The 25,418-nt window shown below is 60.9% G+C and carries 23 protein-coding genes; 2 read left to right on the top strand and 21 right to left on the bottom strand.

Annotated elements, in window-relative coordinates; translation table 11 throughout:
* Positions 1-23: 23 nt before the first annotated feature.
* The 6 genes from LRL22_RS17975 to LRL22_RS17950 all read right to left on the bottom strand — a co-directional run bounded on the left by LRL22_RS17975 (position 24) and on the right by LRL22_RS17950 (position 9,537).
* The gene (locus LRL22_RS17975; RefSeq protein WP_270906008.1) at positions 24-3,128 is read right to left on the bottom strand and encodes an efflux RND transporter permease subunit; all 3,105 of its coding nucleotides are present in this window, start codon (positions 3,126-3,128) and stop codon (positions 24-26) included.
* Positions 3,129-3,137: 9 nt separating this feature from the next.
* Complete coding sequence (locus tag LRL22_RS17970; protein WP_005353223.1) at positions 3,138-4,337, bottom strand: efflux RND transporter periplasmic adaptor subunit; 1,200 nt, start codon at positions 4,335-4,337, stop codon at positions 3,138-3,140.
* A gap of 397 nt (positions 4,338-4,734) precedes the next feature.
* Positions 4,735-5,541, bottom strand: coding sequence for an exodeoxyribonuclease III (gene xthA / locus LRL22_RS17965; protein WP_005337776.1), 807 nt, complete (start codon positions 5,539-5,541; stop codon positions 4,735-4,737).
* A gap of 114 nt (positions 5,542-5,655) precedes the next feature.
* A complete protein-coding gene (locus LRL22_RS17960; protein WP_064339799.1) occupies positions 5,656-6,618 on the bottom strand; it encodes an ion channel in 963 nt (320 codons plus the stop codon).
* A 66-nt stretch (positions 6,619-6,684) separates the two neighbouring features.
* A complete protein-coding gene (locus LRL22_RS17955) occupies positions 6,685-8,331 on the bottom strand; it encodes a tetratricopeptide repeat-containing response regulator (RefSeq protein ID WP_042056451.1) in 1,647 nt (548 codons plus the stop codon).
* A 159-nt stretch (positions 8,332-8,490) separates the two neighbouring features.
* Positions 8,491-9,537: an FAD:protein FMN transferase gene (locus LRL22_RS17950; RefSeq protein ID WP_270906007.1), complete on the bottom strand. Its 1,047-nt coding sequence runs from the start codon at positions 9,535-9,537 to the stop codon at positions 8,491-8,493.
* 335 nt (positions 9,538-9,872) lie between these two features.
* Between LRL22_RS17950 and azu the strand changes: the two genes are divergently transcribed.
* Complete coding sequence (azu, locus tag LRL22_RS17945) at positions 9,873-10,313, top strand: azurin (protein WP_005337768.1); 441 nt, start codon at positions 9,873-9,875, stop codon at positions 10,311-10,313.
* 108 nt (positions 10,314-10,421) lie between these two features.
* Here azu and LRL22_RS17940 read toward each other — a convergent pair whose 3' ends face one another.
* The 14 genes from LRL22_RS17940 to LRL22_RS17875 form a co-directional block, all read right to left on the bottom strand.
* Positions 10,422-10,979 (bottom strand): HutD family protein, encoded by a 558-nt coding sequence (locus LRL22_RS17940; RefSeq protein ID WP_259583670.1) that lies wholly within the window; start codon positions 10,977-10,979, stop codon positions 10,422-10,424.
* A gap of 85 nt (positions 10,980-11,064) precedes the next feature.
* The gene (locus LRL22_RS17935; protein WP_270906006.1) at positions 11,065-11,724 is read right to left on the bottom strand and encodes a YceH family protein; all 660 of its coding nucleotides are present in this window, start codon (positions 11,722-11,724) and stop codon (positions 11,065-11,067) included.
* Between the two features lie 139 nt (positions 11,725-11,863).
* Entirely contained in the window at positions 11,864-14,002 is a 2,139-nt protein-coding gene (locus LRL22_RS17930; protein WP_270906005.1) for a sensor domain-containing diguanylate cyclase, read from the bottom strand.
* Positions 13,999-15,192 (bottom strand): sugar ABC transporter substrate-binding protein, encoded by a 1,194-nt coding sequence (locus LRL22_RS17925; protein WP_270906004.1) that lies wholly within the window; start codon positions 15,190-15,192, stop codon positions 13,999-14,001. Before LRL22_RS17925 ends, LRL22_RS17930 begins: the two co-directional genes overlap by 4 nt.
* A 162-nt stretch (positions 15,193-15,354) precedes the next feature.
* Positions 15,355-15,570 (bottom strand): YdcH family protein, encoded by a 216-nt coding sequence (locus tag LRL22_RS17920; RefSeq protein ID WP_005337763.1) that lies wholly within the window; start codon positions 15,568-15,570, stop codon positions 15,355-15,357.
* Positions 15,571-15,846: 276 nt separating this feature from the next.
* On the bottom strand, positions 15,847-16,458 hold the full coding sequence (locus LRL22_RS17915) for a hypothetical protein (protein ID WP_005361671.1): 612 nt from the start codon (positions 16,456-16,458) through the stop codon (positions 15,847-15,849).
* Positions 16,455-17,816 carry an MATE family efflux transporter gene (locus tag LRL22_RS17910; protein ID WP_005361670.1) on the bottom strand — a complete coding sequence of 454 codons (1,362 nt, stop codon included), beginning with the start codon at positions 17,814-17,816 and terminating at the stop codon, positions 16,455-16,457. Before LRL22_RS17910 ends, LRL22_RS17915 begins: the two co-directional genes overlap by 4 nt.
* A gap of 121 nt (positions 17,817-17,937) precedes the next feature.
* A complete protein-coding gene (locus LRL22_RS17905) occupies positions 17,938-19,761 on the bottom strand; it encodes a SulP family inorganic anion transporter (protein WP_270906003.1) in 1,824 nt (607 codons plus the stop codon).
* Positions 19,762-19,832: 71 nt separating this feature from the next.
* On the bottom strand, positions 19,833-20,423 hold the full coding sequence (locus LRL22_RS17900; RefSeq protein WP_270906002.1) for a nucleotidyltransferase family protein: 591 nt from the start codon (positions 20,421-20,423) through the stop codon (positions 19,833-19,835).
* Entirely contained in the window at positions 20,410-20,670 is a 261-nt protein-coding gene (locus tag LRL22_RS17895) for a GNAT family N-acetyltransferase (protein ID WP_005337747.1), read from the bottom strand. The genes LRL22_RS17900 and LRL22_RS17895 overlap by 14 nt, the downstream gene beginning before the upstream one ends.
* 203 nt (positions 20,671-20,873) lie before the next feature.
* Positions 20,874-22,058 carry an iron-containing alcohol dehydrogenase gene (locus LRL22_RS17890; protein ID WP_270906001.1) on the bottom strand — a complete coding sequence of 395 codons (1,185 nt, stop codon included), beginning with the start codon at positions 22,056-22,058 and terminating at the stop codon, positions 20,874-20,876.
* A gap of 18 nt (positions 22,059-22,076) precedes the next feature.
* Positions 22,077-22,595 (bottom strand): hypothetical protein, encoded by a 519-nt coding sequence (locus LRL22_RS17885; RefSeq protein WP_005361659.1) that lies wholly within the window; start codon positions 22,593-22,595, stop codon positions 22,077-22,079.
* Positions 22,576-23,196: a TetR/AcrR family transcriptional regulator gene (locus LRL22_RS17880; protein ID WP_106842896.1), complete on the bottom strand. Its 621-nt coding sequence runs from the start codon at positions 23,194-23,196 to the stop codon at positions 22,576-22,578. The genes LRL22_RS17885 and LRL22_RS17880 overlap by 20 nt, the downstream gene beginning before the upstream one ends.
* 11 nt (positions 23,197-23,207) lie before the next feature.
* A complete protein-coding gene (locus LRL22_RS17875; protein ID WP_021230685.1) occupies positions 23,208-24,653 on the bottom strand; it encodes a coniferyl aldehyde dehydrogenase in 1,446 nt (481 codons plus the stop codon).
* Positions 24,654-24,865: 212 nt separating this feature from the next.
* Here LRL22_RS17875 and LRL22_RS17870 point away from each other — a divergent pair, with 212 nt between their 5' ends.
* Positions 24,866-25,159 carry a hypothetical protein gene (locus LRL22_RS17870; RefSeq protein ID WP_005353197.1) on the top strand — a complete coding sequence of 98 codons (294 nt, stop codon included), beginning with the start codon at positions 24,866-24,868 and terminating at the stop codon, positions 25,157-25,159.
* A 92-nt stretch (positions 25,160-25,251) separates the two neighbouring features.
* Here LRL22_RS17870 and LRL22_RS17865 read toward each other — a convergent pair.
* The coding region (locus LRL22_RS17865) for an integrase core domain-containing protein (RefSeq protein ID WP_270906044.1) at positions 25,252-25,418 on the bottom strand (167 nt) is incomplete at its 5' end.

Below are 25,418 nucleotides of genomic sequence, written 5' to 3'. Positions count from 1 at the left end.
CTTGGTGAGCTTTACCGGAATAGTCAGGCCCTTTTTTCCGATCCTCTCATGATGAGGCGGAAGAAGAGCGGGATAAAGAAGATGGCGATAAAGGTAGCCGCCAGCATGCCGCCGATGACCGGCCAGCCGAGGGCGTGACGGCTTGCCGCACCTGCCCCGCTGGAGGTGACCAACGGTACACAGCCGAGGATGAAGGCGAGCGAGGTCATCACGATGGGACGGAAACGCAGGCGCGCCGCCTCCAGTGCCGACTCGATGAGGCTCATCCCCTCTTCGTGCTTCATCACCGCGAACTCCACGATCAGGATGGCGTTCTTGGCGGCAAGGCCGACCAGGGTCACCAGCCCGATCTGGAAGTAGACGTTGTTGGTCAGCCCCACCAGCCAGGTGGCGAGCAGGGCACCGAACAGGGCGAACGGTACCGCGGTGATCACCGCAAACGGCAGGCTCCAGCGTTCATACTGGGCGGCCAGAATGAGGAAGATCATCACGATACCGAAACCAAAGGCCATACCAGCGCTGCCTGCGGCCGCTTTCTCCTGATAGGCGGAGCCGGTCCACTCCAGCTTGGCGTCGTTGCCAAGAGCCTCATTGGAGACCTCTTCCAGCGCGGCGATGGCTTGACCCGAGCTGTAGCCAGGGGCGGGCTGGGCCATGATCTTGGCGGCCTGGAAGATGTTGAAGCGTTCGACCAGTTCGGGGCCGGTGGCATCCCGCACCGTCACCAGACTGCTGAGCGGGATCATCTCTCCCTTGTCGGAGCGGACATAGACGTTGCGGATGTCGCTCTTCTTGGCGCGGTAGTCGGCCTCGGACTGCAACTGCACCCGGTAGGTACGGCCGAACTGGTTGAAGTCGTTGACATAGACCTGGCCGAAGGTGGCCTGCATGGTGTCAAACACCGCGTTGATGGGCAGCCCCAGCGCCTTGGCTTTTTCGCGATCCAGATCCAGATAGACCTGTGGCACGTTGGCGCGGTAGGTGCTGGTGACGCTGGCAAACTCTGGGCGCGCCTTGGCCGCTTCGAGGAAGCGCTGCACTTCGCCGGAGAAGGCCTGGGCGTTGCCGGTGCCACGGTTCTGCAGATAGGCCTCAAGGCCACCTGTGGTGGACATCCCCTGAATGGGAGGCGGGTTGAAGGAGGCGACAAAGCCATCCGCCAGCCCCATCAGGCTCAAGCCCTGGAAGGTCTTGGCCAGCGAGAAGGAGTCCTGTCCTGTTCCCTGACGCTCGCTCCAGTCCTTCAGGGTAATGAAGGTCATGCCGCTGTTGCTGATGATGGCATTGGAGAGAATGTCAAAGCCCGAGAAGGTGATCACATCCTTCACATGGGGGTTGGCCATGGCGATCTTGTCGAACTGATCCGCTACCGCCTGGGTCCGGCTCATCGCGGCGGCATCCGGCAGCATGACGGCGGAGATGAGGTAGCCCTGATCTTCGTTCGGTACCAGTTCGCCCGGCACTTTCAGGAAGAGGCCGTAGATGGAGAGGATCAGCACGGCGATGATGGCAAAGGCGACCCCCACCCGACGGTTCAGGAAGGCCACCCCCCGTACATAGCCGCGGGTCAGCTGGTCAAATTTTTCGTTGAACCAGACGAAGAAGCGGGCCGGTTTGTGGTGTCCCTCTTTCAGCAACACGGCACAGAGGGCCGGGGAGAGAGTCAGAGCCACCAGACCGGAGATGGCGACCGAGACTGCGACCGTGATGGCAAACTGTTTGTACATCACCCCCGTCATGCCGCCCATAAAGGCGACCGGCAGGAACACGGCGCAGAGCACCAGCACGATGGCGACCACCGGACCGGAGACCTCCTGCATGGCGAGGATGGCAGCCTCTTTGGCGGAGCACTTCTTCTCGCTCATGATCCGCTCGACGTTCTCGAGCACCACGATGGCGTCATCTACCACGATACCGATGGCGAGCACCATGCCGAACAGGGTCAGCAGGTTGATGGAGAAGCCGAGCACCAGCATGCCGGCGAAGGTGCCGATCAGCGACACTGGCACCGCGATACAGGGGATCAGGGTGGCGCGGAAGTTCTGCAGGAACAGGTAGACTACCACGAACACCAGCACGATCGCCTCGAACAGGGTGTGTACCACCTCTTCGATGGAGATCTTCACGAACTCGGTGGTGTCGTAGGGGATCTGGTACTCGATATCCTGCGGGAAGCGCTCCTTGAGTCGCTCCATGGTGGCATGTACCGCATCGGCAACCGCGACGGCGTTGGCGCCCGGTTGCAGATAGGTGGCAATACCGATGGCCGGTTTGCCGTTGGCGCGGGCGACCAGGTCATAATCCTTGCCCCCCAGCTCGACCCGGGCGACATCGCGGACCCGGATCTTGGAGCCATCGGGCATGGAGCGGACGATGATGTTCTGGAACTCCTTCACATCCTCAAGGCGCCCCTTGGTCTGCACCGTGTAGGTGAAGTCGATGGGGGCCGTGGTGGGTTGGGCACCGATCTTGCCTGCCGCGAACTGGGTGTTCTGCTCGCGAATGGCGCCGATCACGTCGCTCGGGGTGAGCTCGAGCTGGGCCAGTCGATCCGGCCTGAGCCAGATACGCATGGCGTAGTCGGTACCGCCAAACAAGGTGGTATCACCGATGCCGGGAATCCGCTTGAGCTCGTCGATGATGTTGAGCAGGGCGTAGTTCGACAGATAGGTGGTATCAAACGAGCCGTTCGGTGACTGGAGGGTAACCACCTGCAGGATGGAGGTCGATTTCTTCTTGACCGTCACCCCCTGCTTTTTCACCTCTTCCGGCAGCTGGGCCATGGCGGCCGAGACCCGGTTGTTGACGTTGATGGTGGCCTGATCCGGATCGGTGCCGATCTCGAAGTAGACGTTGAGGTTCATCTGGCCGTTGGAGGCCGACCCCGACTGCATGTAGATCATCCGCTCGACGCCGTTGATCTGCTGCTCCAGCGGCGCTGCCACGGTCTGGGAGATCACTTCCGGGGTTGCGCCCGGATAAAACGCCGTGACCGAGACCACCGGCGGGGTGATCTGGGGATATTGCTCGATGGGGAGCGCACGCATCGCCGCCAACCCGCCCAGCACGATAATGATCGAAATCACGCTGGCGAAGATGGGGCGTTCTATGAAGAACTTGGAAAACATACGGGCTCCTTACTTGGCCGCAGACTGGCTGACCACCTTGCCGGTGATCGCCTTCATCTCGTCGGCAGAGACAGGTTTCACCACGGCGCCGGGGCGGGCCTTCATCAAGCCTTCGACGATATAGCGCTCACCTGCCTGCAGGCCGCTCTCGATCAGCACGCCGGAGTCGACTGCCGCGCCCAGGGTCACCGGACGGGGCACCACCTTGTTGTCGGCATCGACCACCATCACCATGCGGTCAGCCTGGGACTGGACGATGGCGCGCGGCGGCACCACGATGGCATTTTTGCGGGTGCCCAGATCGATGGTCATGCGGACAAACTGGCCGGGAAGCAGTACGCCGTCCTTGTTGTCGAAGATGGCGCGGGCACGGATGGTGCCGGTCTGGGGATCGACCCGGTTGTCGGAGAAGTTGAGCTTGCCCGCCTCCGGGTAGAGGGAGCCATCGGCCAGACGGATATGGGTGCGCCAGGTGGTGGCATCCTTCGCCTCAATCACCCCTTTCTTTACCGAGTTTTCGAAGTTGAGGCGATCCTGCTCCGAGTAGGAGAAGTTGACGTAGAGCGGATCAAACTGGGTGATGGTAGTGAGCAGGCCGTTGTCGCCGCTGGTGGAGATAAGGCTCCCCTCGGACTGGGAGCTCTTGCTCGCCATGCCGTTGATGGGGGCGGTCACCTGGGTGTAGCTGAGGTTGAGCTCCGCCTCTTTCACCTTGGCCTGAGCGGCCTGATGGCTGGCGATGGCCGCTTCGTAGTTGGCGATGGTGTCGTCATAGTCCTTGCGACTGACCACCTGACGCTTGAAGAGGGGAATGATGCGATCCCGATCGGCACGGGCCTTGTTGAGACGGGCCTGCTCCTGAGCCAGGGTGCCCTTGGCCTGCTCCAGCGCCACCTTGTAGGGCTCAGGGTCAATCAAAAACAGCTCCTGACCGGCGGTAACCGGCTGGCCTTCCACATAAGTGCGCTTGAGCAGGATGCCACTGACCCGGGAGCGCACATCGATCTCGCGAAAACCGGCGGTCTCTCCCACCATCTCGGTGGTGAGCGGCACATCGGTCAGCTTGACCTCGGCGACCACCACAGGGACGGCGGGCATGGTCTGAGCCGTTTGGGTCGTCTCGCCGCCACAGGCGCTCAGACCACTGATCAGTGCCAGGGTCAGCAAGCTGCGTTTGTAAACCTCTCTTCCGGCATTGGGCACCTTCATCATCACACTCCTGTTGGATCGATTTCGGCTGCTGCGTTCAGCATGTTTCTCCATATACATCATTAACTTCATGATTAAAAAAACAACTTCTTTATGATTGGAATGGGAGATGATAGGGCGGCAACCTTGAACACAACCTTCTCAAAGTGACAATTAGGGTTGCCGATTGACGAAAAAAGTCTGACTTTTCCGATTTGGGCGGGGGGCTTCGGGGATGTTCATCCCGGGCCCGGGCTCTTCGTAACCGTATCACGCCAGCCACTCCTTGCTGCAAAAAATAAGGTGCCATAAGGCACCTTGTCTGGATGGGTTTTTTACGCCCTTTTATCGCAGGCAACCGCGAGCCGCTTCACAGTTTACGAATTCGTCGCGGCTCATCGGTTAATCTTGCGCCGCATCAGGCGAAGCAGGCCCAGATGGGGGCGTGGTCGGAGGGTTTCTCGATGCCGCGCAGCTCGTAGTCGATACCGGTCTCGGTCACCTTGTCCTTGAGGGCGTCGGAGGCCATGATGAGGTCGATGCGCAGGCCGCGGTTCTCGTCAAAGCCCTTGGAGCGGTAGTCAAACCAGGAGAAACGCTCGCACTCGGTGGGATTGGCGGCGCGGAAGGTGTCGGTCAGGCCGAACCCTTTCAGTCGCTCCATCCATTCGCGCTCGATGGGCAGGAAGGAGCATTTGCCATCCCGCAGCCAGCGCTTGCGGTTTGCCTCGCCGATGCCGATGTCGAGATCGGTGGGGGAGATATTCATATCCCCGATCAGCACCAGCTGGTCGTCCGGGGTGTGGTTGGTCTCGAGGTAGTGCTGCAGATCCTCGTAAAACTTCTGCTTGGCCGGGAACTTGGTCTCGTGATCCTGGCTTTCACCCTGCGGGAAGTAGCCGTTCATCACCTTGATGAGAGAGCCGTCTTCGCGCTCGAAGGTGGCCATGATCATCCGGCGCTGGGCCTCTTCGTCATCGGTGGGGAAGCCTTTCTCCACCTTGACCGGCTTCTGCTTGCTCATGATGGCGACCCCGTAGTGGGCCTTCTGGCCATGAAACTCCACGTGATAGCCCATGGCCTCCACATCGGCCAGCGGGAAGGCTTCATCGTGCACCTTGATCTCCTGCAGGCCGATCACATCGGGCTGGTGCTTGTCGATGATGGCTTGCAGTTGGTGCAAACGGGCGCGCAGGCCGTTGATATTGAAAGAGATGATCTTCATGTCCGGGATGCTCATGTCATTTTTATAAGTGGCTATTGGACTAGGAATCGGCGGTGGATGCAAGTTTGGCCGCGGGCCTGCGCCAGTGGTCGGCCCGCTTGGCAGGGAGAAGCGTCAGCGGGTCATTTTCTTGACAAACACCACCACAAACAGCGCCAGCGTAAAGCTGCCGGTAAAGGCTTCAAAGGCGGCAAAGATCCTGGAGAGGCCGACCGGAGTGAAGTCGCCGTACCCCAATGTGGTGAAGGTGACCACGCTGTAGTAGAGGCATTCGAGCAGGAAGATGGCATTTTGCTCGAGCGGGGCACCGGGTTGGTAGATGAGGTGCTCGCCCTGAAAATGCAGTCCGCAGAAGAAGTAAAAAATGCTGCAGATAAAGATGAGCAGCAACGAGAAGAGCACCACCCGCATCGGGGCCTCGCCATAGCCGCAGAAGAGATCGACCACCCAGGAGGTGAAGCGCTGGGTCGACCAGAACGGCAGTTGCAGGCGGCGCATGGTGAGCTCCTGCTGGATATAGTTGCCGGACATGGTGAAGATCCCCTGTGCCTCGGAGGCTTTGCGCAGATCCCGGTAGGTCTCTTCCGCCTCCTTGAACCAGATGCGCGCCTGTTTGGGATCCCGTTCGCGGCGCCCCTTGCGATCCTGCATCACCCGTTTGCCGGTCTGCATGTTGTCGAGCCGGGTGTTGTGCCAGCGGATGCCGAGCAGGTTGACGTCATCGAGGGTAGCGCACTGGAGGTTGGCATCACTGAGATCGGCTTTCATCAGGCTGCCGCCCTTCATGCGCAGGCCGTAGAGGTGACCACCGCGCAGGTTGGCGCGATAGAGGTTGCACTGCTCCAGCAAAAATCCCTGATCGGACTCCTTGTTGACCAGATTGAGGCCCGCCAGATTGGCCCGTGACAGCTGCAGGCCGTGGCAGAGTCCGCCAGCGCGAACGTACTGTTCAAGCGCCTCGGCGGTGCGGGCTTCCTGATGGGTATGGTGGGGATCATGCCAGTGGCAGAGATCGTGCTCGCCAGCCTCTTCACTGCAGTGGCGGCCATCGGCCACCAGATAACGACACATCGCCATCTTCGTTTCCCTCGCATTGCCGAACTGGTTTCAGCATAGGCGGGGAAAGGGGGGCGCGGCGGCGTCTTAGCTGAACTGGTTGAACTCCTGACGCAGCTTGCGAAAACGCTCCTGCTGGGCCGGGTTGAGGGGGATGCCGTCGAGCACGTCCAGGGTGTCTTTGCACTCGGCACCAAATTCTGGACTCTTGCGGTTTTTCTGCATCAGTTGCAGCAGCACCTGGATCTTGTTGAGAGCCGCACCAGTATTGGCGGGGGCGCGGCGCAGGGCCTCGCGAAAATGACCGAGGGCCTGCTCCAGCTCGCCGCTCTGATAGGCCTTGATTCCTAGGTCGTTGAGCTGCTGGTAGCGCTGACGCCGCTCCAGCACCGTCTTGTCATCCCGGGTTGCCTGAATGCAGGTGGTGAGCAGCCGATCTTCGTCCTCCGCCAGCAGCCCTTGCAGGCTTTCGGCATATTCAAACTCGCCGAGCTGGTAGAGGGCAAGGATGGTCTCGCCAAGCAGGGCGGGGGGCATGGTGGCCGGTTCATCGAGCCAGTTCTGATTGGCGCGATAGAGCATCTTCTTGCCCTTGAGCAGCTCGCCCAGCGCAATCTGCACCCGGGCCTGACAGATCTGCTCGAACACCGGGTAGTTGAACTCCGACATCATCAGCGAATCGCGGATGCGCGACAGGGCAGAATTGACCTGCTTTTGCAGGTTGGCGATGTGGTAGCTGTCGTTGCTGTTGAGGGCGTAGAGGGTCAGGGTCTGGATATAGGCTCCCAGATAGTGGGGAGTGCGGTGAATGGAGTTGCGTGACAGGTCGATCAGCGACATCAGCACATCCTTGGCCTGGGCGTAGTCGTGGCGCTGCAGGCACACCTCAGCCAGCCGGCGGGAGAGTTGCACCGACTGGGGGGAGATATCCACCGCCCGTCTGAGCTCCTGCTGCGCCTGCTCGTCATTGCCAAGGGCCAGCAGGGATTCTGCCAGCCAGAGGTGAGCCTCCACCATCAGCGGGGTATTTTTGAGGGTCGCCTGCAGATGGCTGACCGCCTCTTCGTGGAGCCCCAGGGTGTTGCACGCCTTGCCCAGCGTCAGGCGGGCCCAGCTGTTCTCCTGCCCGGCCAGCAGCTGGCGCATTAAAGAGCGCGCCTCCTGTGCCTGACCCAGCTTGAGGTGGGTATCGGCCTGCAGGCAGCGGCAGTAGTTGGCAAAACGGGGCACCGCATCGGCCCGCTCGGCACAGGCGGTAATGAGCGCTGCCAGATTGTCATCGGCCAGCGCGGTAAAGACGCTGGCCAGCGCATTGCGCCGGGCGAGGGCACGTTTCAAGCGAAACGAGAACTGCTCCTGAGAGAAGGGCTTCATCAGGTATTCGTCGGGCTCGGCTTCCAGCGCGCTCAGCACCATGGCGCGGGAGCTGTCGCCACTCACCATGATCACCACGCTCTGGGGCGGGATCAGGTCTTTGTCGCGCAGGCTCTCGAGCAGCTGGCGGCCATTCTCGCCAACCCCGAGATCGTAATCGATGAGATAGATGTCGAAACTGCCCTTCTGGCAGCGGCGTCGCGCATCCTCGGCGGTATTGGAGTAGGTGATGTTGCTGATACCCAGATTGAGCAGCATCGCCTTCATCATCACCTGAAACGAGCGCTGCTCATTGACCATCAGAATGCGTTGTGGCTTGGCTGGGCTCTTTTTTTCTGGCTCTTGTTCAGGTGTCTGCATCTGTCTGGGTCGAGGCGCTACGGGCTGATGGGAGAAAGTGTGCCACCAAAGCGCCCGAAGAGGCAATTGGCCAAGTTGTCGATTGCGAACCATCTCCGTTTGTCCGCCTTTTGTTCGCGATGAGTGAAAGAAAAAGGCCCTGTTGCCAGGGCCTTGAACTCACTGTTTTTTCTCTGCCAGATAGGGAGCAAATTGAGGCGTGTACTCGGCCTTGAACCCCTGTTCGGTCTTGATGATGAGATAGACCGCCAGCTGGTGCTGCTTGGCAAATGCCAACCCCGCTTCAGGCCCCATCACCATCAGCGCGGTATCGAGGGCATCGGCCTCCAGCGCGGTCGGGGTGATGACGCTGGCGGAGACCAGCTTGTGGGTGACCGGCTGGCCGGTGGCGGGGTCGATGATATGGGAGTAACGCTGGCCATCCAGCTCGTAGTAGTTGCGATAGCTGCCCGCGGTGCTGAGCGCCATGCCGTTGGGGATGACGATATCGGAAAACGCTCCCGGCTGATCGGAGGGTTCGACAATGGCCACTTTCCATGGCGAGCCCTTGCTGTTGTTGCCCTTGCTGCGCACCGCACCGGCCACTTCGATCAGATAGTTGTGTACCCCCTTGCCCTCGAGCAGGGTGGCGATTTCATCCGATGCCGCCCCTTCGCCGAGGGTGGAGAGGTCGAGATAGAGATCCGGGATCGTTTTTTCGAGCAGGAAGTGATCCCCCTGCGGGGTCAGGGTCAGCTTGTCGATGCCCACCTTGTGGCGGGCGGCGGCGATGGCCGCCTCATCGGGTCGCTTGACCGGCCGTTTGTCCGGGCCAAAGCCCCACAGATTGACCAGAGGCCCCACGGTCACATCCAGCTTGCCGTCGGTCAGCTTACCGGCATCAATCCCCTGCTGGACTATGATGGCCATGGCCGGCGGGATGGCAAACGGGGTGTTGGCGGGCCCTTGATTGAAACGGGAGATGAGCGAGCCCGGATCGTAGGTGGAGATCTCCTTGTTCATCCGGGCCAGCAGGCTCTCTACGTCGCTTTTGAGGGAGGGCTCCCCACCGGGATAGCTATCGCTCAGGGTCACCACATAGTAGGTGCCCATGGTCTTGCCCTGAATACGGGTCTGGGCAGGCGGGGTGGGCTGGCAGCCGGCCAGCGCCAGCAGCAGGGTCAGCAGCAGGCCGCGCAGGGCTGCCACAGGGGTTATTGCATTCATCCGGCGCTCTCATCTGGAGAAGGTTCATATCGGGGCGCTAGCTTAGCCAAGGGGCGCCCTTCGGGCGAGCCCTGATAGGGGCAATCGGAGGGAAAAGGGCAGAAAAAATTAAACAGTTTTGAACCTGTGACAGCCGAGCGCCGTATCGTCCATCCGTGAGGGAGAGAGTGGCGAGTAGAGCACCGTCTGGTGACCTGGCCCGCAGCTTTGGCCAAAAGCCATAGCCGATTGAAGACAATTGAGTAAAATGAAGGTCGATTTAGACGGCATCTTTGCGAAGCGTTCACCGCATCCGCCAAGTCGTTGCCATCCATTGCCAATCAAAGGAGAAGATGATGAAAAAGGCGATTACCCTGCTGTTTCTGAGTACCCTGGCTGCCCCCGTGCTGGCGGATGAGTGTGCACTGGTCATCGAAGGCAATGATGCCATGCAGTACAACCTCAAAGAGATGAGCGTGCCGGCCACCTGCAAGGAGGTGACGGTCACCCTGAACCACACCGGCAAGCTGCCTGTAACCGCCATGGGTCACAACTGGGTGCTGGCCAGCACCGCCGACTATCAGACCGTGGCAACTGCCGGGATGAGCGCCGGGGCCGAGAACGGCTATCTGCCCAAGGATGATCCCCGTGTGCTGGCTCACACCAAGTTGATCGGCGGCGGCGAGAGCAGCAGCGTCACCTTCAAGACCGACGGTCTGGCGGGCAAGGATCTCACCTTCTTCTGCTCCTTCCCCGGCCACTTCGCCATGATGAAGGGCTCCTTCAAGGTCAACTAAGGTGCTGACCGGCACGAGCCGGTTGCCTCAATAGAAAAGCCGGGATTACCCGGCTTTTTCATCTCTGCTGTTTGTGTGTGGCATGACTGCACACCGCCGACTTTCGCGTTATTTGGCCTGCAGGGTAAAGAAGGCGATGGCGGTCTTCTTCTGGCATTCGAAGTGAATGCTCTCTTCACCGGTCACCACCAGCGTCTCGTTGATGGCCACCTCTTTGCCCTGCACGGCCAGCTGGCCGCTCAGCAGGTGACAGAGGTAGGTCTTCTCTGGCTCGAGGGTAAGGGTCAGCGGGAAGGGGAGGTTCAGCACCCGCACGTTGGCGCTGATGCGATCCGGATGGTAGATAAGCCCCAGATCGGTCACCTCTTTTTTCAGCAACTCGCAGTGGGTCTCCTCATCGCCGCTAAAGTGCGCCGCCTCGAAGGTGGCGTAGGGGTGGCCGTTGAGCACAAAGCCTGCCCCGCTCACCGGCAGCAAAATGCGCTGATAGCCGGGAAAGTGGGAGAAGGGGCCCGCGCTCTTGATGGGGGCCGAGCTCAGTCGATAGTCAAAGTCGAGTTTGGCAAGGCTGCTCCCCTTGGGGGAGATGAGGATCTGGCTGGTAGTGCCCTGCTGGTTTTTCCAGGGCATCTTCTGGTGGTCAGACTCTTTAATCAGGGTGATCACGGGCACTTCCTCACGATAAAAAAACGCAGGGAGCCGGGGACATCAGCCCCGGCTCCCTGATAGAGATTGGCGATGGTAAAGGCGATCAGCCCTGACCATCCAGCGCAGCCAGCCGCGCTTCCATGGCGGCGAGACGGCTCTTGAGATCGCTCACCTCCTGCTCCAGCTCGCTCAGGCGGTCGGCGGCAGGGGAGGCATAGGCCGCGGTGGGGGCGGCATCCATCATCGCCTGAATATCCACTTCGCCGCTGAACAGGTGGGCGTAGCGGGATTCGCGCTTGCCCGGCTCGCGCGGCAGCTTGACCACGTAGGGGCCACGCTCGATGAGTTGGGTCAGTACCGCATCTACTTCGGTGACATCATCAAAGCTGCAGAGGCGGTTGGTGCGCGAGCGCAGCTCCCCCGGGGTTTGCGGGCCGCGCAGCAGCAATTCGCAGACGATGCCGAGCTCCTGGGCACTGAATTTCAGCTCGCCAAATTCGGTGTTGCAGAACCTGTGCTGGTAGCGGGGCACCCGGGCGTTGAAGCCGGCGGTGTTGACCACCAGCCGCTTGCGGATCAGCTCGTCTACCACGGCGCGGATATCGAGCTCGGAGAGCTCCAGCACCGGCTCGCGGTTGCTCTTCTGGTTGCAGGCGTTGACCAGTGCATTAAGGGAGAGGGGATATTGATCCGGGGTGCAGATCTCTTTTTCAATCAGACAGCCGATGACGCGGGCTTCCAGCGGGCCAAGTACTAACTCCATTTCCTACTCCCTTCCAAATCGAGACATCAAGAGCCCCTATCTTAGTCATGGTCCGCGCCGCGTCTAGCGTTGCGCGCCATTTTTGCGAGCTGATCAGGGCGTTGGCGAAAGGCTCGCCAACGCCACAGACCTCCGCTTTTTATCGCTGCCCCTGATAGAAGCGCGCTTTATTGGCATACATGGCGTCGTCAGCCACCCGGCTCAGCTCCGCCAGCGGGGTCTGGTCGCTGCTGCTCCAGCCGATGGCAAAACGCAGCGGGAAGCTGTGCTCCCCATGCTGCACGATGGCGTGCTGTTGGCTTGCCTCCAACCTGCCTGCCAGCAGCTGGCTGGCGAGGTGATCCGCCTCCGCCAGCAGCACGAACTCGTCGCCGCCGATGCGGAAAATCTTCTCATCCTGACGGCAGAGGGCGCGCAGCTGGCGAGCCATCTGGATCAGCAGGGCGTCGCCCGCCTCGTGCCCATACTGGTCGTTGGTGCGCTTGAGGCCGTTGAGGTCGAGCATGAAGAGGGCGAGGTGACGCTCCGGATGGCGCGCCAGCACCGCCTGATAGTGATGGAAGGCCTCTTCGAACGCCTGCCGGTTGGGCAGCCCGGTGAGGTTGTCAGTGCGTGCGACCCGCGCCAGCTCGTCGGTGAAGAGGCGCCCCTCGATGCCCACCGCCAACTGCTTGGCAAACAGCCGCAAGATGGCCCTGTCTTCGGACTCCAGCCCTTCGGCGCTCACCATCAGATAGCCAAACAGCACGCCACTCTGGCTACCGGGCAGAGTCATGATCTTCCAGAGTGCGTTATCCCACTGGCATTCGGAGTGTTTGACCTCCTCATCCATCAGTTGAGCCAGTTTCTCCTGCAAGGCATCCCGCAAGGGGGCATCGACCCCCTGGGTCAGGGAGTAGTGAGGCTGGCCATCGCGGCGGATCACCAGCCCCCAGCGGTGGCCGGGATAGAGCTGCGAGAGCTGCAGCAGGGCGGAGTTGGCCAGCTCGGCAATATCGATATCCAATTGCTGGTGCAGACCGAACTGCAACCAGGATTGCAGGATATGGCGGCTGCGCTCCTCCCGGCTCAGGGCCGAGCGCAGGGCGGTCGTTTGCGAGGCAACCTCTTGCTCCAGTTCGTCGTTAAAGCCGAGCAGCCGCTGGTTGAAGGCCTCTTTCTCGCTATTGGCCTGCTGCAGCTGTTCATTTTGCTGATAGAGCGCCCGCACCTGATCCGAGATGGTGCTGGCCATCTCTTGCAGCAGCTGGCGCACCTCGTCGTACTCCACAAAGCGCAGCGGCGCCTGCCGTTGCTGGTAGTTGCCCTTGCCATAGCTGCGCACCAGCGCGGCCAGCGAGCGCAGCGGTCGGGTGAGCCAGCGGGTGAGCCAGACGCAGCCGATGGCCACCAGCAGCAACATGACAGCGATGCTGACGGTCAGCAACTGCTGGGATTTATTGAGCTCGCTGACCCTGTCATTGCTGTAGCTGTAGAGGGTGATGGTGGGGGTGATCTCCTGCTCCAGCTGGGGCCAGCCAATGGCCAGGGGCTGCGCCATCTTGCTTGGCTCCCTGTCATCCATGGCGTTGGCGCTCTGGTGAGCCCCTTCGTAGAGACGGTTCTCGCCCTGGGAGATCACCAGATATTCGCTTCCCTTGAGATAGGGTTCCAGCAACTGGGCCATCTGCCGCCAGGGGAGAATGGCCATCACGAAGCCGGAAGGGGTCTGCATCACCCCTGCTCGCTGGTGGTTGCGATAGATGGGGGCTACCAGCGCCAGCCCGCCGCTGCGGTTTTGCTCCATGTCGTCGACCAGCACGGGATCATCGACGGGCAGCAGCAGATGCTTGCCCTGTTTCGCCTCGCGGGTCTTGCCCCAGGCCATCAGTTGCGGCATCAGGTCGCTCGATTCGAGGTGGGAGGCCTGGCCATTGATGTACTCCACCACCAGCCCCTTGTCATCGATGAGGTAGGCCGAGGTGAGCAGGCTGTTGGATTTGACAAAGGTGGCCAGCGCCAGCCGGGCATGGCTGGAGAAGAGAAAGTTGTCGAGGGCCTGATGGAGCACCCGATCCTGGCTGAGCTGATTGAGCTGGGTGCCGATCAGCTCGCTGCGAAAGCGGGCCTCGCGGGTCATGCTGGTGAGGGCCCGCTCCAGCTGCGACTGCTCGCTCTGGGCGATGATCTGGTGCTGGCGGATCAGCAGCACAGTGCTGGCCAGCAGTGCCGGCAGCAAGGCGACGGTGAACAGGATGATGATGAGGGTCGGGCCGAGCCGAAAGGTGCGATGTTTCATGGTGTTTTGACCTGCCGGTACTGCTGATCGGCCAGCTGCTGCATATAGCGGGCGGTGTCGGCGGCACTGATCCCCTCTTTAAAGCGCTCGAACCCTTTCTCCATCGCTTGCCAGGCGATGGACATGGCGCTGTCGGAGGGCATGGGGGTACTGAGGGTGAACTGTTCCAGCAGCACTTTTTCCTGAGGCGTGGGACGGAGGTTGATGGCGGTAAAAGCCTGCTGATTGACCGGCAGCAGCGCCCCCTGATGATAGATGAACTGCTGAATATCCTGACGCTGGATAAAGGCCATCAGTGCTTTGATGACGGGTTGCCGATCCTCATCATCCATCGCCCAGCGGGAGGCTCCCATCACGTAGGCGCCGCTCATGGAGTGCATGGGATGGCTTTGCCAGCGGGGCAGCAGGGCAACGCCCAGCTTATCCCCCATGTTCTTCATCAGATCGTTGAAGGCCCAGTCCCCATTGATGAGGTAGGCGCTCTTGTCCTCATTGAAGCGGGCGAGGGCGGTGTCATAGTCGCACTCGGGATCGACCCACTGTTCGCTGGCGACGGTGCGGTAGGCCTCCAGTGCCTGCACCATGGCAGGGCTGTCGAGGGTGATGTGCCCTTCGGTCACCGGCGAACCGCCAAAGGTGTGTAAAAAGGCGGCGAAGTAGTACATGTCGTGATAGGGCCAGCTGACGGGGTAGACCCCCTTGGCCTTGAGGGCCGGGGTGATAGCAGTCAGTTGCTGCCATTGGGTCACCGGAGTCGAGACCAGCGCCTTGTTGTAAAACAGCATCAGATGGTTGCCCTGCATCATGGGCATGCCCCAGCGTTGCCGATCCAGGGTGACATAACGCAGGGCGCTGGCCATCAGCGCGGGGGAAAACCACTCGGCCGGGAGGGGAGCGAGGGTCATCTGGCGATAGAGGCCGATAAAATCGGAAGGGATCAGCATCAAATCGGGCAGTCCCCTGGCCTGAGCTGCCAGCAGGAGATCCGCCTTGATCTTGCTCGGCTCAATTTGGGTGACCCGCACTCTGTGGTTCCCCTCCTGATTGAAGCGGGCGATCACGTCGTCGATCACGTAACCGGCTTGCTGGGAGTGCCACAGCTCCAGTTCAGGCTCCTGAGCCTGCAGGGGGTGGCTCAATGCGAACAGGCAAAGCAGCAAGAGATGATAAAAAGATCGTTTTCTGCTCATGTTATCATCACCGTTATTCCCTGAATTCCAAGGGAAAAATGTAACAAACTACCGGCAAGATCGATAGGCTCGGGTGTCAACTAATTGACTGAAACAACAAAAAGCCCGGCGCGTGGGCCGGGCTGGGGGATAAATTGCTTATCCGCATATTCTTCGAGGCATCTATTGTGGATGTTGTTTGAGGATGTCGTATATCTCCTCTTTCAGTTTGAGTTTCTGTTTTTTCAGATCTCTCACCTCGGCGCTATAGTCGCTGGCGTGATGCTTTTCCAACTTTCTAATCTCCGCATCCAGGTCGTTGTGCAAGTCAAACTTCTTCTGGAAATGGACATCACTGCTCTTCAGTTTCGAGATGAGTTCTCTGTACTCTGGGAACATGTAATGGAGCCTCCTTGGTTTCGTTTGATTGTGCCTGTAAGACCAAAGCTACCCCTTAGTGCCGAGGATAAATGTGATCCTGATCGGATTTGGGGGCAATGATTTGGAGTATTCGGCGGGATATTTATAACTTGTTGAATCAAAACAAGATAAGTGATTTATCAATCTGAATGGTGAGCCAAACTGTGCGACAAGTCACAACAGGGGCAGTGTTGGCGTGAGGGGGCAGGATCAAAAAAGGGGCCGAGTGGCCCCTTTTTATGGATGCAGGCAACGTTACTCTTTCTCTTCGTCCGCCTGCTCTTTTTTCTTTTTCTTCTCGGGCAGCGGCTTGCCGTCGCGGTGGATTACCTTGCCCGCCTCAAAGCCAATCTGGGCCGCCAGCTCCTCCAGATCCGCCGACTTGGCCTGATCACCGATGGCGTAGCGATAGTTGGCAATGGAGAGCTTTTCGGCCACCGGCGTGCCCGGGACGATAGGCTCGCGCCAGCCCTGGCCGATGTGGGCCACCAGGGTGCCGTTCATCAACAGCTCGCCGACGATCTCCTGGGTCGGATTGCCCTTGCCGTAGGTGAGACCCTGCGGGTGCTTCTTGCCGACCAGCGGTTCGTTGCTGGCGGGGATCAGCTTGGTGCGGATCAGCCACTTGGGTTTCTTGGTGTTGCCCACCGCCTTGCCGGTCTGGTACTCGTTGATCTTGATGGTCTTGATCATCTGGGCCATGAAGTCCTTGGTCAGCGCCTTTTGGGCGTCGCTGGTTTCATCGATGGCGATGGGGGCCACATACCAGGTCTGGGTGGCTTGAGCCTTGGGAGCGGCAGGGGCAGTTTGCGCCATGGCCAGGGGGCTGAGCAGGATGGCAGCCAGCAAGAGTCCTATCTTCTTCATTGTGATTCCGCTTTTGTTTCAACAAGAATTTTGTTTTGCCAGCGACGACTGCGCCAGCGCCAGAACATGGCCAGACCGCGCACCCACTCGTCGCAGGCCAGCGCCAGCCAGATACCGACCAGTCCATAACCCTGCATGATACCGAGGAAATAGGAGAGTGGCACGGCAATTCCCCACATGGAGAGCAACGCCATGTAGAGGGGGAAACGGGCATCCCCGGTGGCCCGCAGGGCGTTGATCACCACCAGATTGAAGGTGCGGCCGGGTTCGAGGATAAGGCTGATAAGAAACAGTTGCGCCACCTGGGTGATGATGTCGGCATCATCGGTAAAGAGGCTGATGATGGTGCGGCCATTGAGGGCCGCAGCCACGGCGATGACGCAGGTAACTGCCAACCCCAGTTTGAGGCTCTTGAGCAGCTGTTGATAGGCGCGATCGAACTGCCTGGCCCCCGCCAGATGGCCGATGATGATCTCGTTGCCAAGGCCGATGGAGAGGCCAAACAGCAGGATAAACAGGCAGATCTGAAAGAAGTAGGATTGGGTCGCCAGCGCCTTGTCACCCAGCAGTCCGACAAAGGCTGTCACCACCATAAACTGCAGCATCCAGGAGAGGTTCTCCCCTGCCGCCGGCAGGCCGATATGGAGCACCTTGCCCAGCATCTCCCGGCTGGGGTGGACGATATCGCGCACCACCAGTCGAATGCCGGTCTTGCGGGCCACTAGCCACACCAGCAGCACCACGCCCACCAGTCGGCCCGCGACCGTGCTGATGGCGACACCGGCGACCCCCAGCTGGGGCAAGCCGAACCAGCCGTAGAGTAGCAGCAGGTTGCCGACGAAGGTGATGAGGTTGACGATGAGGGTCACATACATCGCCTGACGGGTGTGGCCGTGAGCGCGCAGGGTCGCCGCCAGACAGAGGGCTGCCGCTTCCGGCAACAGGCAGAGACCGATGATCTGCAAGTAAAGCGTCCCGTCGCTCATCAGGTTGGCGGGCAGGTTCATCAGCGCCAGCATGGTGCTGGCCCCCGCCATCACGCCGATGGCGGCCACCAGCCCGATCAGCAGGTTGAAGCCGATAGCGGTGTGGATCACCACCCGACTCTTCTCCCGATCGCCCGCCCCCAGATACTGGGTGATCACCACGCTGGTACCGATGCTGACGAAGCTGAACAATGTGATGGCGAGGTCGAACACCTGATTGCCGACCGCCAGCGCGGCCACTCCCTGATAGGAGACGTGACCCACCATGAAGGTGTTGAGGGCACCGGTCAGAAAGTGCAGGGCGAGATCGATAAAGAGCGGCCAGGTCAGCGCAAATAGCGTGCCCGGGCCTGCGTGGGATTGAGATTGCATGGCATGTCCAACAGCTGGGAGGGCACGGGGGAGTGTCCTCTGGGGGCGCATTTAACACCAAGGCCAAGGCCGGTGCAATCCTTGTGCAGGATTGCACCGGCCAGGGGAGCAGGCCAAGGGATCAGGCAGGCGTGGCGCCCGCCTCCTGTTCGCTTGGCAAGGTGAGGCGAGCCGAGTCGGGCAGGGCATCATCCTGTGGCCAATTTGAGCGGATGGCATCTGTGGTGCTTTCCACCACCGCATCATCCTTGAATACCGGCTCGCGATAGCAGCGGGTCAGGCGTAGCGCCTGATACATATCGGGGCAGAGGATGATCCCTTCATCGCCCACCCGCACACCCGCCTGCTTTAGCCAGTGGGTCATCTGGCCGTGGCGACCCGCCATCACCATATGGATGCCGCGCCGTTTCAGCTCCTTGTGCAGCTCCCCCACCATGCTCATCACGCTGATGTCCTGATGGGTGAAGCAGGCAACCGCATCGATCACCAGACACTTGGGGGCTCGGGGATCCTGCACCAGCAGGGCCTGCACCCGCCGCTTGAAATAGGGGGCATTGAAGTAGGTGAGCGGCGAGTTGAAGCGATAGACCAGAATACCTGGGATCGCCTTGGCCTGTTCGTTGTCTCCCAGGGTGCGCACCACCCCCTCGTCATCCATGCCGAGCAACTGGTCGGTGGGGCGCATCACATTGCGCAGGAACTGGAACAAGCCGAGCAAAACCGCGAGTGTGATCCCGGGGATCACCCCCATGGTGAGCACGCTGATAAAGGTGACCAGTGCCAGCCAGAAGGCGGAGCGATCGGAGTGACGCAGCGCCCACAGTCCGCGAAAGTCGGTGAGCGAGAGTGAGGCCATTACCAGCACCACCCCGAGGGCTGCGGTCGGGATGTATTTGAGCGGCGCCGTCAGATAGAAGGTGATGAGGGCGATCACCGCAGCGGCGATGATGGAGACCAACTGGCTCTTGCCGCCGTTGGCGTCGTTGACCGCGGTGCGTGAATCCGCGCCGCTGATGGCAAAGCCTTGCGAGACCGCCGAGGCGAGGTTCGCCATACCGAGGGCCCGAAACTCTTTGTCCGCGTCTATCTCATAACCGTTTTTGGCTGCAAAGCTGCGAGCGGTCAGCATCATGGAGACGAAGCTCACCATGGCCAGGTTAAGCGCAGGCAGCACCAGCTCCCGCATCAGGCCGGGGGGAAATTCCGGCATCTGGAAGGCGGGCAGGCCGGAACCCACCGCCCCCAGGGTGGCGATATCAAACTGGCCGAGATTAAAGCCCCACACCAGCGCAGCGGTCACCACCATGGCCACCATGGAGGAGGGCCATGCCGGTTTGTAGCGCTTGGCCAGCAGCAGGGTGAGCAGAGCCACCAGACTCATGGCCAGGGTCGGCAGATGGGTCTGGGTGATATAGGTGGCCCCGCTGGCGATCCGCTCGATGAGGTAACGTTCGCTGAAGGTGAAGCCGAAGATCTTGGAGAGCTGGCCCACCATGATGGTGATGGCCACACCATTGAGCAGCCCCATCAGGATCGGGCGGGAGAGAAAGTCCGCCAGCACTCCCAGCTTGAAGCGGCTGGCAATCAGGCACCAGAAGCCGGTCATGGCGGTCATGGTCATCACCAGTTGCCAGTGACGGGTGGGGTCGCCTGCGGCCAGCGGCGTCACCACGGCGGCAATGACCGCACAAGTGGCGGCATCAGGGCCGACGATCAGCTGGCGGGAGGTGCCGAACAGGGCGTAGACCAGCATGGGCAGGATGCAGGAGTAGAGGCCGACGATGGCACCCACCCCGGCAAGCTCGGCATAGGCGATGGCGACGGGCAGGGCCACGGCCGCCACCGAGAGTCCGGCGCGAAGATCTGGCATCAACCAGGCGCGCTGGTAATGCAGCAGGGCGGCGAGGCCCGGTAGCCAGCGTTCGAGAGAGAAGAAGTCGCGCATTATTTAACCCATTGAGTTACAACCAGCTTTTCCCCTAGTGTGCCCAAGGTTATCGAAAGATTGCAATCAGGTTATGGCCAGTTTACCTGAAGGTCAGGCCAGATAGCCTGCCAGCGTTTCTTCTTGATGCGCTGGGTAAAAATCTGTTTGTCCTGGCGACATCTGGGGTTGGCACTCACTTGCAGCGACCAGTTGATGGCAAAGCCGTAGGGGGCAAGCCACTCGAACTCGCCATCCTGATTCAGGCGTACACCTATGCAGGTGGGCACCTCGACCCAGTGGCTGAGCGCCTCAAGGCTGCTGGCAAACGGCGCTACCAGCTGACGAGTGTGCATGCGGGCCTGATTGCGCACTTCCCACTGCTGACCTGGCAGCCGCTTTGCCAGCCAGGTTTCATGCGCTGCTTCGGCCAGCCCTTGCGGGTCGCTTTTATCGAGATAGATAAGGTCGATATCGTTGAGCGGGGTGGGCACCGCCTTGTGGTGAAGGTGATCCCAGATGAGGTTGCGGATAAAACCGGCTCCCAGCGCCCAGTCGGGCAGATTGAGCTCGGCGGCGGCTTGCAGGCAGGCCATCCGCTGCGGATCGGCCCGCAGCAGGGCTTCTGTTTTGGCTTGGCATTGCTGTTCGAGGACGGTGTTCAGAGGTTCAGTTGTTGGCATTGCGGCGTAACCAGACATCAATGTAGCGGCAGCTCGGCACTATAGTGAGCCCCTCCGCCTGAGTCCAGTTGAAGAAGGCGCGCGCCAGCTGATCGGCAATCCCCTGCACCCGCAGCTCGGGGGGCACGAAGGTGCTGTAGGCGTCGATGGTCTTGGCATCGAGCCGCCGGTAGCGCAGTCTCGACTCTTTCCCCTCCACCATACAGATGAACTGCTGCTGGTTGGCCTGATGGATGATGTCGCTCATGGTGGGCACCTCTGGCATAAAGTTGGGTCTCTCGGCACAACATAACTGTTAGCCAAGGTATAGAACAGATAATGAGAGCCCGTGGTCAATATCATCCCCCTTTGACAGAGGGCGCATCGATATCGCGATGTAGATCAAGGTGCCCGATGGTGAGTCGGGCACCGCGTTTGTGTCAGCACAAGAGTGTTGGCAAAGGGGAGGGATCAGACCCAGGCTCGCTCCAGCAGGGTGAGTAACTGCTCACGGTCGGCGTCCTTGCGATTGAACAGCAGGGCACCGTCGTTGATCGCCAGATCGCGGATCTCGGTCAGTAGCGAGCGATCGCTTACCCCAGCCTCGCTCATGGTGCGCGGCAGCTTGACCGCTTGCCACAAGGTGTCGCGCAGGGTGCGAATGGCTGTGATGGTCGCCTCCGCCCGCTGATGGGCCGGGGTGGCAGCAAAGCGCTCTGCCCCCACCAGCGGCAACAGCAGCCGGGCCAACTCGCTATCCACCTCGGGGCGGTTGTAGTCGAGCACGGTCGGCAAAAAGAGGTTCATGCACAGCCCGTGGGGTAGATGGCAGCGGGCTCCGAGACTGTGGCCGAGGGCGTGCACCAGCCCCACCATGGAGTTGGAAAAAGCCATGCCAGCCAGCGTGGAGCCTTCCGCCAGTTGCAGCCGCAGCTGTTTGTTTTGCGGGTCGTGGATGATTTGCGGCAGGGCGCTGGCGATCTTCTCCACTGCCATCAGGGCCAGCGCATCGCTCACCGGGTTCTTGGCGGTACCGATAAAGGCCTCGATGGCGTGGGTCATGGCGTCCATGGCGGTGGCTGCGGTGATATTGAGGGGCAGCCCCTGGGTCAGGCGCGGGTCTAACACCGCCAGCTGGGGCAGCAGGAAGGGGGAGGTGAAGGGCACCTTGCGCCCGCTCGCCTCATCCTTGATCACTGCCACCAGGGTCACCTCTGATCCAGTGCCCGCCGTGGTGGGCACCACCGCCAGCGGCTTGAGGGGACGGGTCAGGCAACCGGCGCCCGAGTAGTCGAGCAGATGATCCCCCCCCATGGAAGTGAGAATGTTGACTGCCTTGGCGGTGTCGATGACCGAGCCGCCCCCCAGCGCCACCAGACTGTCGCAGTCGAGCTCGCGATAGCGTTTGGCGATCCGCTCCACCACGGCGGTGGAAGAGTCGGCCGGGATCTCGTCCCAGATGGCAGCGACCGGCAGCTCTCCTTCGGCCAGCACATTGGCCAGCAGGGTGGCAAGGCCGGTGGCATTGACCCCCTTGTCGGTCAGCAGCAGCGGGCGATGGGCCCCGAGGCTGGTCAGCTCGCTGGCCAGCTGCTCCAGCGCCTGTTCACCGGCCAGCAGTTTGACCGGGCAGAAGAAATCGTAATAGCGGCTCATTTCAAGGCTCCTTGCGCGTTAGCCGGTCACCAGACCCAGATAGATGTTGCAGGCCCGGCCGATCTTGTTGGTCGGGGCGGGATAGTGGCGCAGCAGCGGCCGCGCGATAAAGGCGGGCAGGATCAGGGACTGCAACTGCTCAAGCCCCCGCACCAGATGCATGGCAACGGTCAGGTCTCCCTCCACCAGCAGCCGGTTTTCGCCAAATGCCTGATTGACCCCGAGCCGAAAACTCAGGGCGCGAAAGGCGATATTGGGATGCTTGAAGCGCACCCGTAGCGGATGGATGGTGGCATGAGGGGCGACTGGCGCGCCGGGATACCAGCGGCCACCCTGCTTGTGCATGTTCATGGCGTAGCCGATGCCGCCCACTTCGAGGCGGATTGCCAGCCCGTCCGGCAACGGCGCCAATTCACGGCGCACTGCCTCGTCGGTGCGGGCGGCGCGGCAGAGGGTGCGACCCACCACCCAGAGCAGAGTGGTGATCCAGAGGCGGCGGCCAAGGGCTGCCGCAGGTTCAAACATCCGTGTTTGCATGAGGATTGGCTCCTGAGATGGCTGACCAGAAGAGAGCGAACGCACTGGCTTGCCAGTAGTCGTCCTGTCCCAGCTCCGGTTGATCGACAAACAGTGATGCGCAGGCGAGGAACTGGCCCTGACACACCTCCAGCAACAGTGGCGCGGGGGCCTGCATCAGCTCGCCGCTGGCCTGCCCCTTTGCCAGCAGGGCAGGCAGAAAGCGCAGGGCATCGTTCAGGATCTGGCTGCGGGCCGGTCTGGCCAACAGCGGAGAGTGAAAGAAGCCGAGCACAAATTTGAGCTCATTGGGGTTAGCCTGCATCCACTCCATCGCCAGCTGCCAGTAGTGGCGGGTCTGGTCGTACAGCGGCAGGGTGGGATCTGCTTCATGGATGGCGCTCCCCATCCGGGTCTTTACATCCTGATAGAGGGCGAGGATCAGCGCCTCCTTGCTCGGAAAGTGGTGGAACAGAGTGCCGTTGGCCACCCCGGCCGCCTTGGCGATACGGGCGGTGGCGGCCCCCTGCAGGCCATCTTCGGCGCAGAGGGCGAGGGCGGCATCCAGGATCTGGCGGCGCTTGTCGGTCATGGTTTGTGGCTGCGGGATAGCCTGGTTCATGGTCATCTCCATCAGCGCAGGAAGAAGGCCATCATCAGCTTCTGGATCCAGCTGTGGTAGGGGGGATGGATCAGGGAGCCGGTGGTGAACTTGCCGCGGGTCAGCACGGTTTTTGCCTTGGAGAAGGTAAGAAACCCCTCGTGGCCGTGGTAGTGGCCCATGCCGGAGGCGCCGATGCCGCCAAACGGCACATCGTCGGCAGCCACCTGAAACAGGCTCTCGTTGATCGCCATGCCGCCGGAGTGGGTCTCCCGGGTCACTCGCGCCTGCAACTCGGGATCGAAGCTCATCAGATAGAGGGCCAGCGGGCGGGGCCGCTCGGCCACATAGGCGAGCGCCTCCTCCAGGGTGTCGTAGGGGATGAGCGGCAGCAGCGGCCCGAAGATCTCCTGCTGCATTACCTGACACTGACCCGGCACCCCGGTCAGCAGATGGGGCACCAGCAGGCGACGCTGGTCGTCGCGGGCCGGGCTGCCACAGGGATGGAGCTGGGCACCCGCCTGCTCGGCTTCATCGAGCCAGCTGACGAGACGTTGATACTGGCGGTCGTTGATGATGGCGCCGTAGTCGGCGCTATTGAGCCCCTGCGGGTAGAGCTTGCTGAAGTGGCGGCGATAGGCGGCGATAAAGTTATCCACCTCGCTGCGGGGCAGCAGCACATAGTCGGGGGCGACGCAGATCTGCCCGGCGTTGAGGCTCTTGCCGAAGATCATCCGCTCGACCGCGGTGGCGACCGGCATGTCGGGGGCGATGAGACAGGGGCTCTTGCCACCCAGCTCAAGGGTGAGGGGGGTGAGCTGGGGCGCGGCGGCGGCCATCACCAGCTTGCCCACCATGGTGGAGCCGGTAAAGAGCAGGTGATCGAACGGCAGTGAGCTGAACGCTGCCGCCATCTGGGCATCTCCCTCGATGATGGCGATCTCGTTTTCGTCAAACACGCTGGTGAGCATGGTGCGCAGCACGGCGTTGGTATGAGGGGTGAACTCGGAGAGTTTCAGCATCGCCCGGTTGCCCGCCGCGATGGCGGTGATGAGGGGGCCAAGGCTCAGCATCACCGGAAAGTTCCACGGCACGATAATGCCGACCACCCCGAGCGGCTGGAAGTGCACCTCCACTTTGGCGGGGGCCAGCAGCAGGCCGGTGTGACGGCGGTGGGGCTGCATCCAGCGTTTGAGCCGCTTCTGGGTGTAGTTGATCTGCATGATGCAGGGCAGCACATCGGCGATCAGGCTGTCGTAGTGGCTGCGCTGACCATAATCTGCCGCCAGCGCCTTGCACAGCTGTCCCTTGTGGGCGAGCAACGCCTGTTTGAGTTTGGTCAGCTGCGCCCGGCGCTCGGCCAGGGTAGGCATGGGGTGAGCCAGACTCGCCCGCTTGAGCCGCGCCAGCTGATCCGGCAGGGACAATTTGATGGCGAGGATATCCTCAGGAGTGTGTTGAAGCTGCGCCGCACCCATGTTGTTCTCCGCATGAAAAATGACCGACTGATTAGTCGGTCTAAATCTAGCTGTTTGTTACCGGAATGTAAAGCTGGCAAGCTGTCTGCCGTTCACCATGAGCCGGACGCAAGAGAGAACTGTGTGTCTCCCCACACTTTTGTGGTTTGCTCGTTGGTGACTTATCTAATAAGGGGTAGTTTTTGGCTATTAACCTACACGGAGAGAGCACTATGACCAGGGAACTGAACAGCTTGTTGGCCCGGCTTGAAGATGTGGTTGAGCGGATGCCGGATTGCTTCAACACCTACGAATTCGCCCAGAAGCTGGCACTGCAATATCAGCCGGAATTCTTTGCTGCGGGCCACTCTCTGGCCGAGCACGAGGGCAAGGTACTGCGGGTGCTGCACCAGAAGATCGCCGAGGCGCTGGCAGGTAGCGAGATGGTTATTGAAGGGGCTCTGCTCCCCTGCGTCACCCCCTGGGGGGAGAAGGCGACCTCACCGCGCTGGCATCGCAAGCACTGAGGGGCGTAGTCAGGCAGATCACTGCCAGATAGCAGATAACGAATGTCTAGTCCTGAAATAGGTTTACACACTTTCAATTAGCATTTCTCTACTCAAAACCCCCGATGTACCGCATCGGGGGTTCTGTATTTCAACGCATGATGCGGCCGCTCCGCGTTGTAAATATCCACCGCTTCACGCACCATTTCCCGCGCTTGCGTCAAATCCTGTGGGCTTTGCAACAATAACTCTCCTTTCAAAATCCCGTTCACCCGCTCCA

Source organism: Aeromonas sp. PI_26 (genome assembly GCF_027854445.1).
GTDB lineage: Bacteria > Pseudomonadota > Gammaproteobacteria > Enterobacterales > Aeromonadaceae > Aeromonas > Aeromonas veronii.
This window is presented reverse-complemented; position numbering and strand designations above follow the sequence as displayed.

Coding starts and splice junctions, on each gene's coding strand:
- LRL22_RS17905 (WP_270906003.1), bottom strand. CDS start 19,761: ATGCGCGACTTCTTCTCTCTCGAACGCTGGCTACCGGGCCTCGCCGCC.
- LRL22_RS17885 (WP_005361659.1), bottom strand. CDS start 22,595: ATGCAAACACGGATGTTTGAACCTGCGGCAGCCCTTGGCCGCCGCCTC.
- LRL22_RS17900 (WP_270906002.1), bottom strand. CDS start 20,423: ATGCCAACAACTGAACCTCTGAACACCGTCCTCGAACAGCAATGCCAA.
- LRL22_RS17970 (WP_005353223.1), bottom strand. CDS start 4,337: ATGAAGGTGCCCAATGCCGGAAGAGAGGTTTACAAACGCAGCTTGCTG.
- LRL22_RS17895 (WP_005337747.1), bottom strand. CDS start 20,670: ATGAGCGACATCATCCATCAGGCCAACCAGCAGCAGTTCATCTGTATG.
- LRL22_RS17910 (WP_005361670.1), bottom strand. CDS start 17,816: ATGCAATCTCAATCCCACGCAGGCCCGGGCACGCTATTTGCGCTGACC.
- LRL22_RS17890 (WP_270906001.1), bottom strand. CDS start 22,058: ATGAGCCGCTATTACGATTTCTTCTGCCCGGTCAAACTGCTGGCCGGT.
- LRL22_RS17955 (WP_042056451.1), bottom strand. CDS start 8,331: ATGCAGACACCTGAACAAGAGCCAGAAAAAAAGAGCCCAGCCAAGCCA.
- LRL22_RS17870 (WP_005353197.1), top strand. CDS start 24,866: ATGACCAGGGAACTGAACAGCTTGTTGGCCCGGCTTGAAGATGTGGTT.
- LRL22_RS17875 (WP_021230685.1), bottom strand. CDS start 24,653: ATGGGTGCGGCGCAGCTTCAACACACTCCTGAGGATATCCTCGCCATC.
- LRL22_RS17915 (WP_005361671.1), bottom strand. CDS start 16,458: ATGAAGAAGATAGGACTCTTGCTGGCTGCCATCCTGCTCAGCCCCCTG.
- azu (WP_005337768.1), top strand. CDS start 9,873: ATGAAAAAGGCGATTACCCTGCTGTTTCTGAGTACCCTGGCTGCCCCC.
- xthA (WP_005337776.1), bottom strand. CDS start 5,541: ATGAAGATCATCTCTTTCAATATCAACGGCCTGCGCGCCCGTTTGCAC.
- LRL22_RS17950 (WP_270906007.1), bottom strand. CDS start 9,537: ATGAATGCAATAACCCCTGTGGCAGCCCTGCGCGGCCTGCTGCTGACC.
- LRL22_RS17975 (WP_270906008.1), bottom strand. CDS start 3,128: ATGTTTTCCAAGTTCTTCATAGAACGCCCCATCTTCGCCAGCGTGATT.
- LRL22_RS17960 (WP_064339799.1), bottom strand. CDS start 6,618: ATGGCGATGTGTCGTTATCTGGTGGCCGATGGCCGCCACTGCAGTGAA.
- LRL22_RS17920 (WP_005337763.1), bottom strand. CDS start 15,570: ATGTTCCCAGAGTACAGAGAACTCATCTCGAAACTGAAGAGCAGTGAT.
- LRL22_RS17925 (WP_270906004.1), bottom strand. CDS start 15,192: ATGAGCAGAAAACGATCTTTTTATCATCTCTTGCTGCTTTGCCTGTTC.
- LRL22_RS17930 (WP_270906005.1), bottom strand. CDS start 14,002: ATGAAACATCGCACCTTTCGGCTCGGCCCGACCCTCATCATCATCCTG.
- LRL22_RS17935 (WP_270906006.1), bottom strand. CDS start 11,724: ATGGAGTTAGTACTTGGCCCGCTGGAAGCCCGCGTCATCGGCTGTCTG.
- LRL22_RS17880 (WP_106842896.1), bottom strand. CDS start 23,196: ATGAACCAGGCTATCCCGCAGCCACAAACCATGACCGACAAGCGCCGC.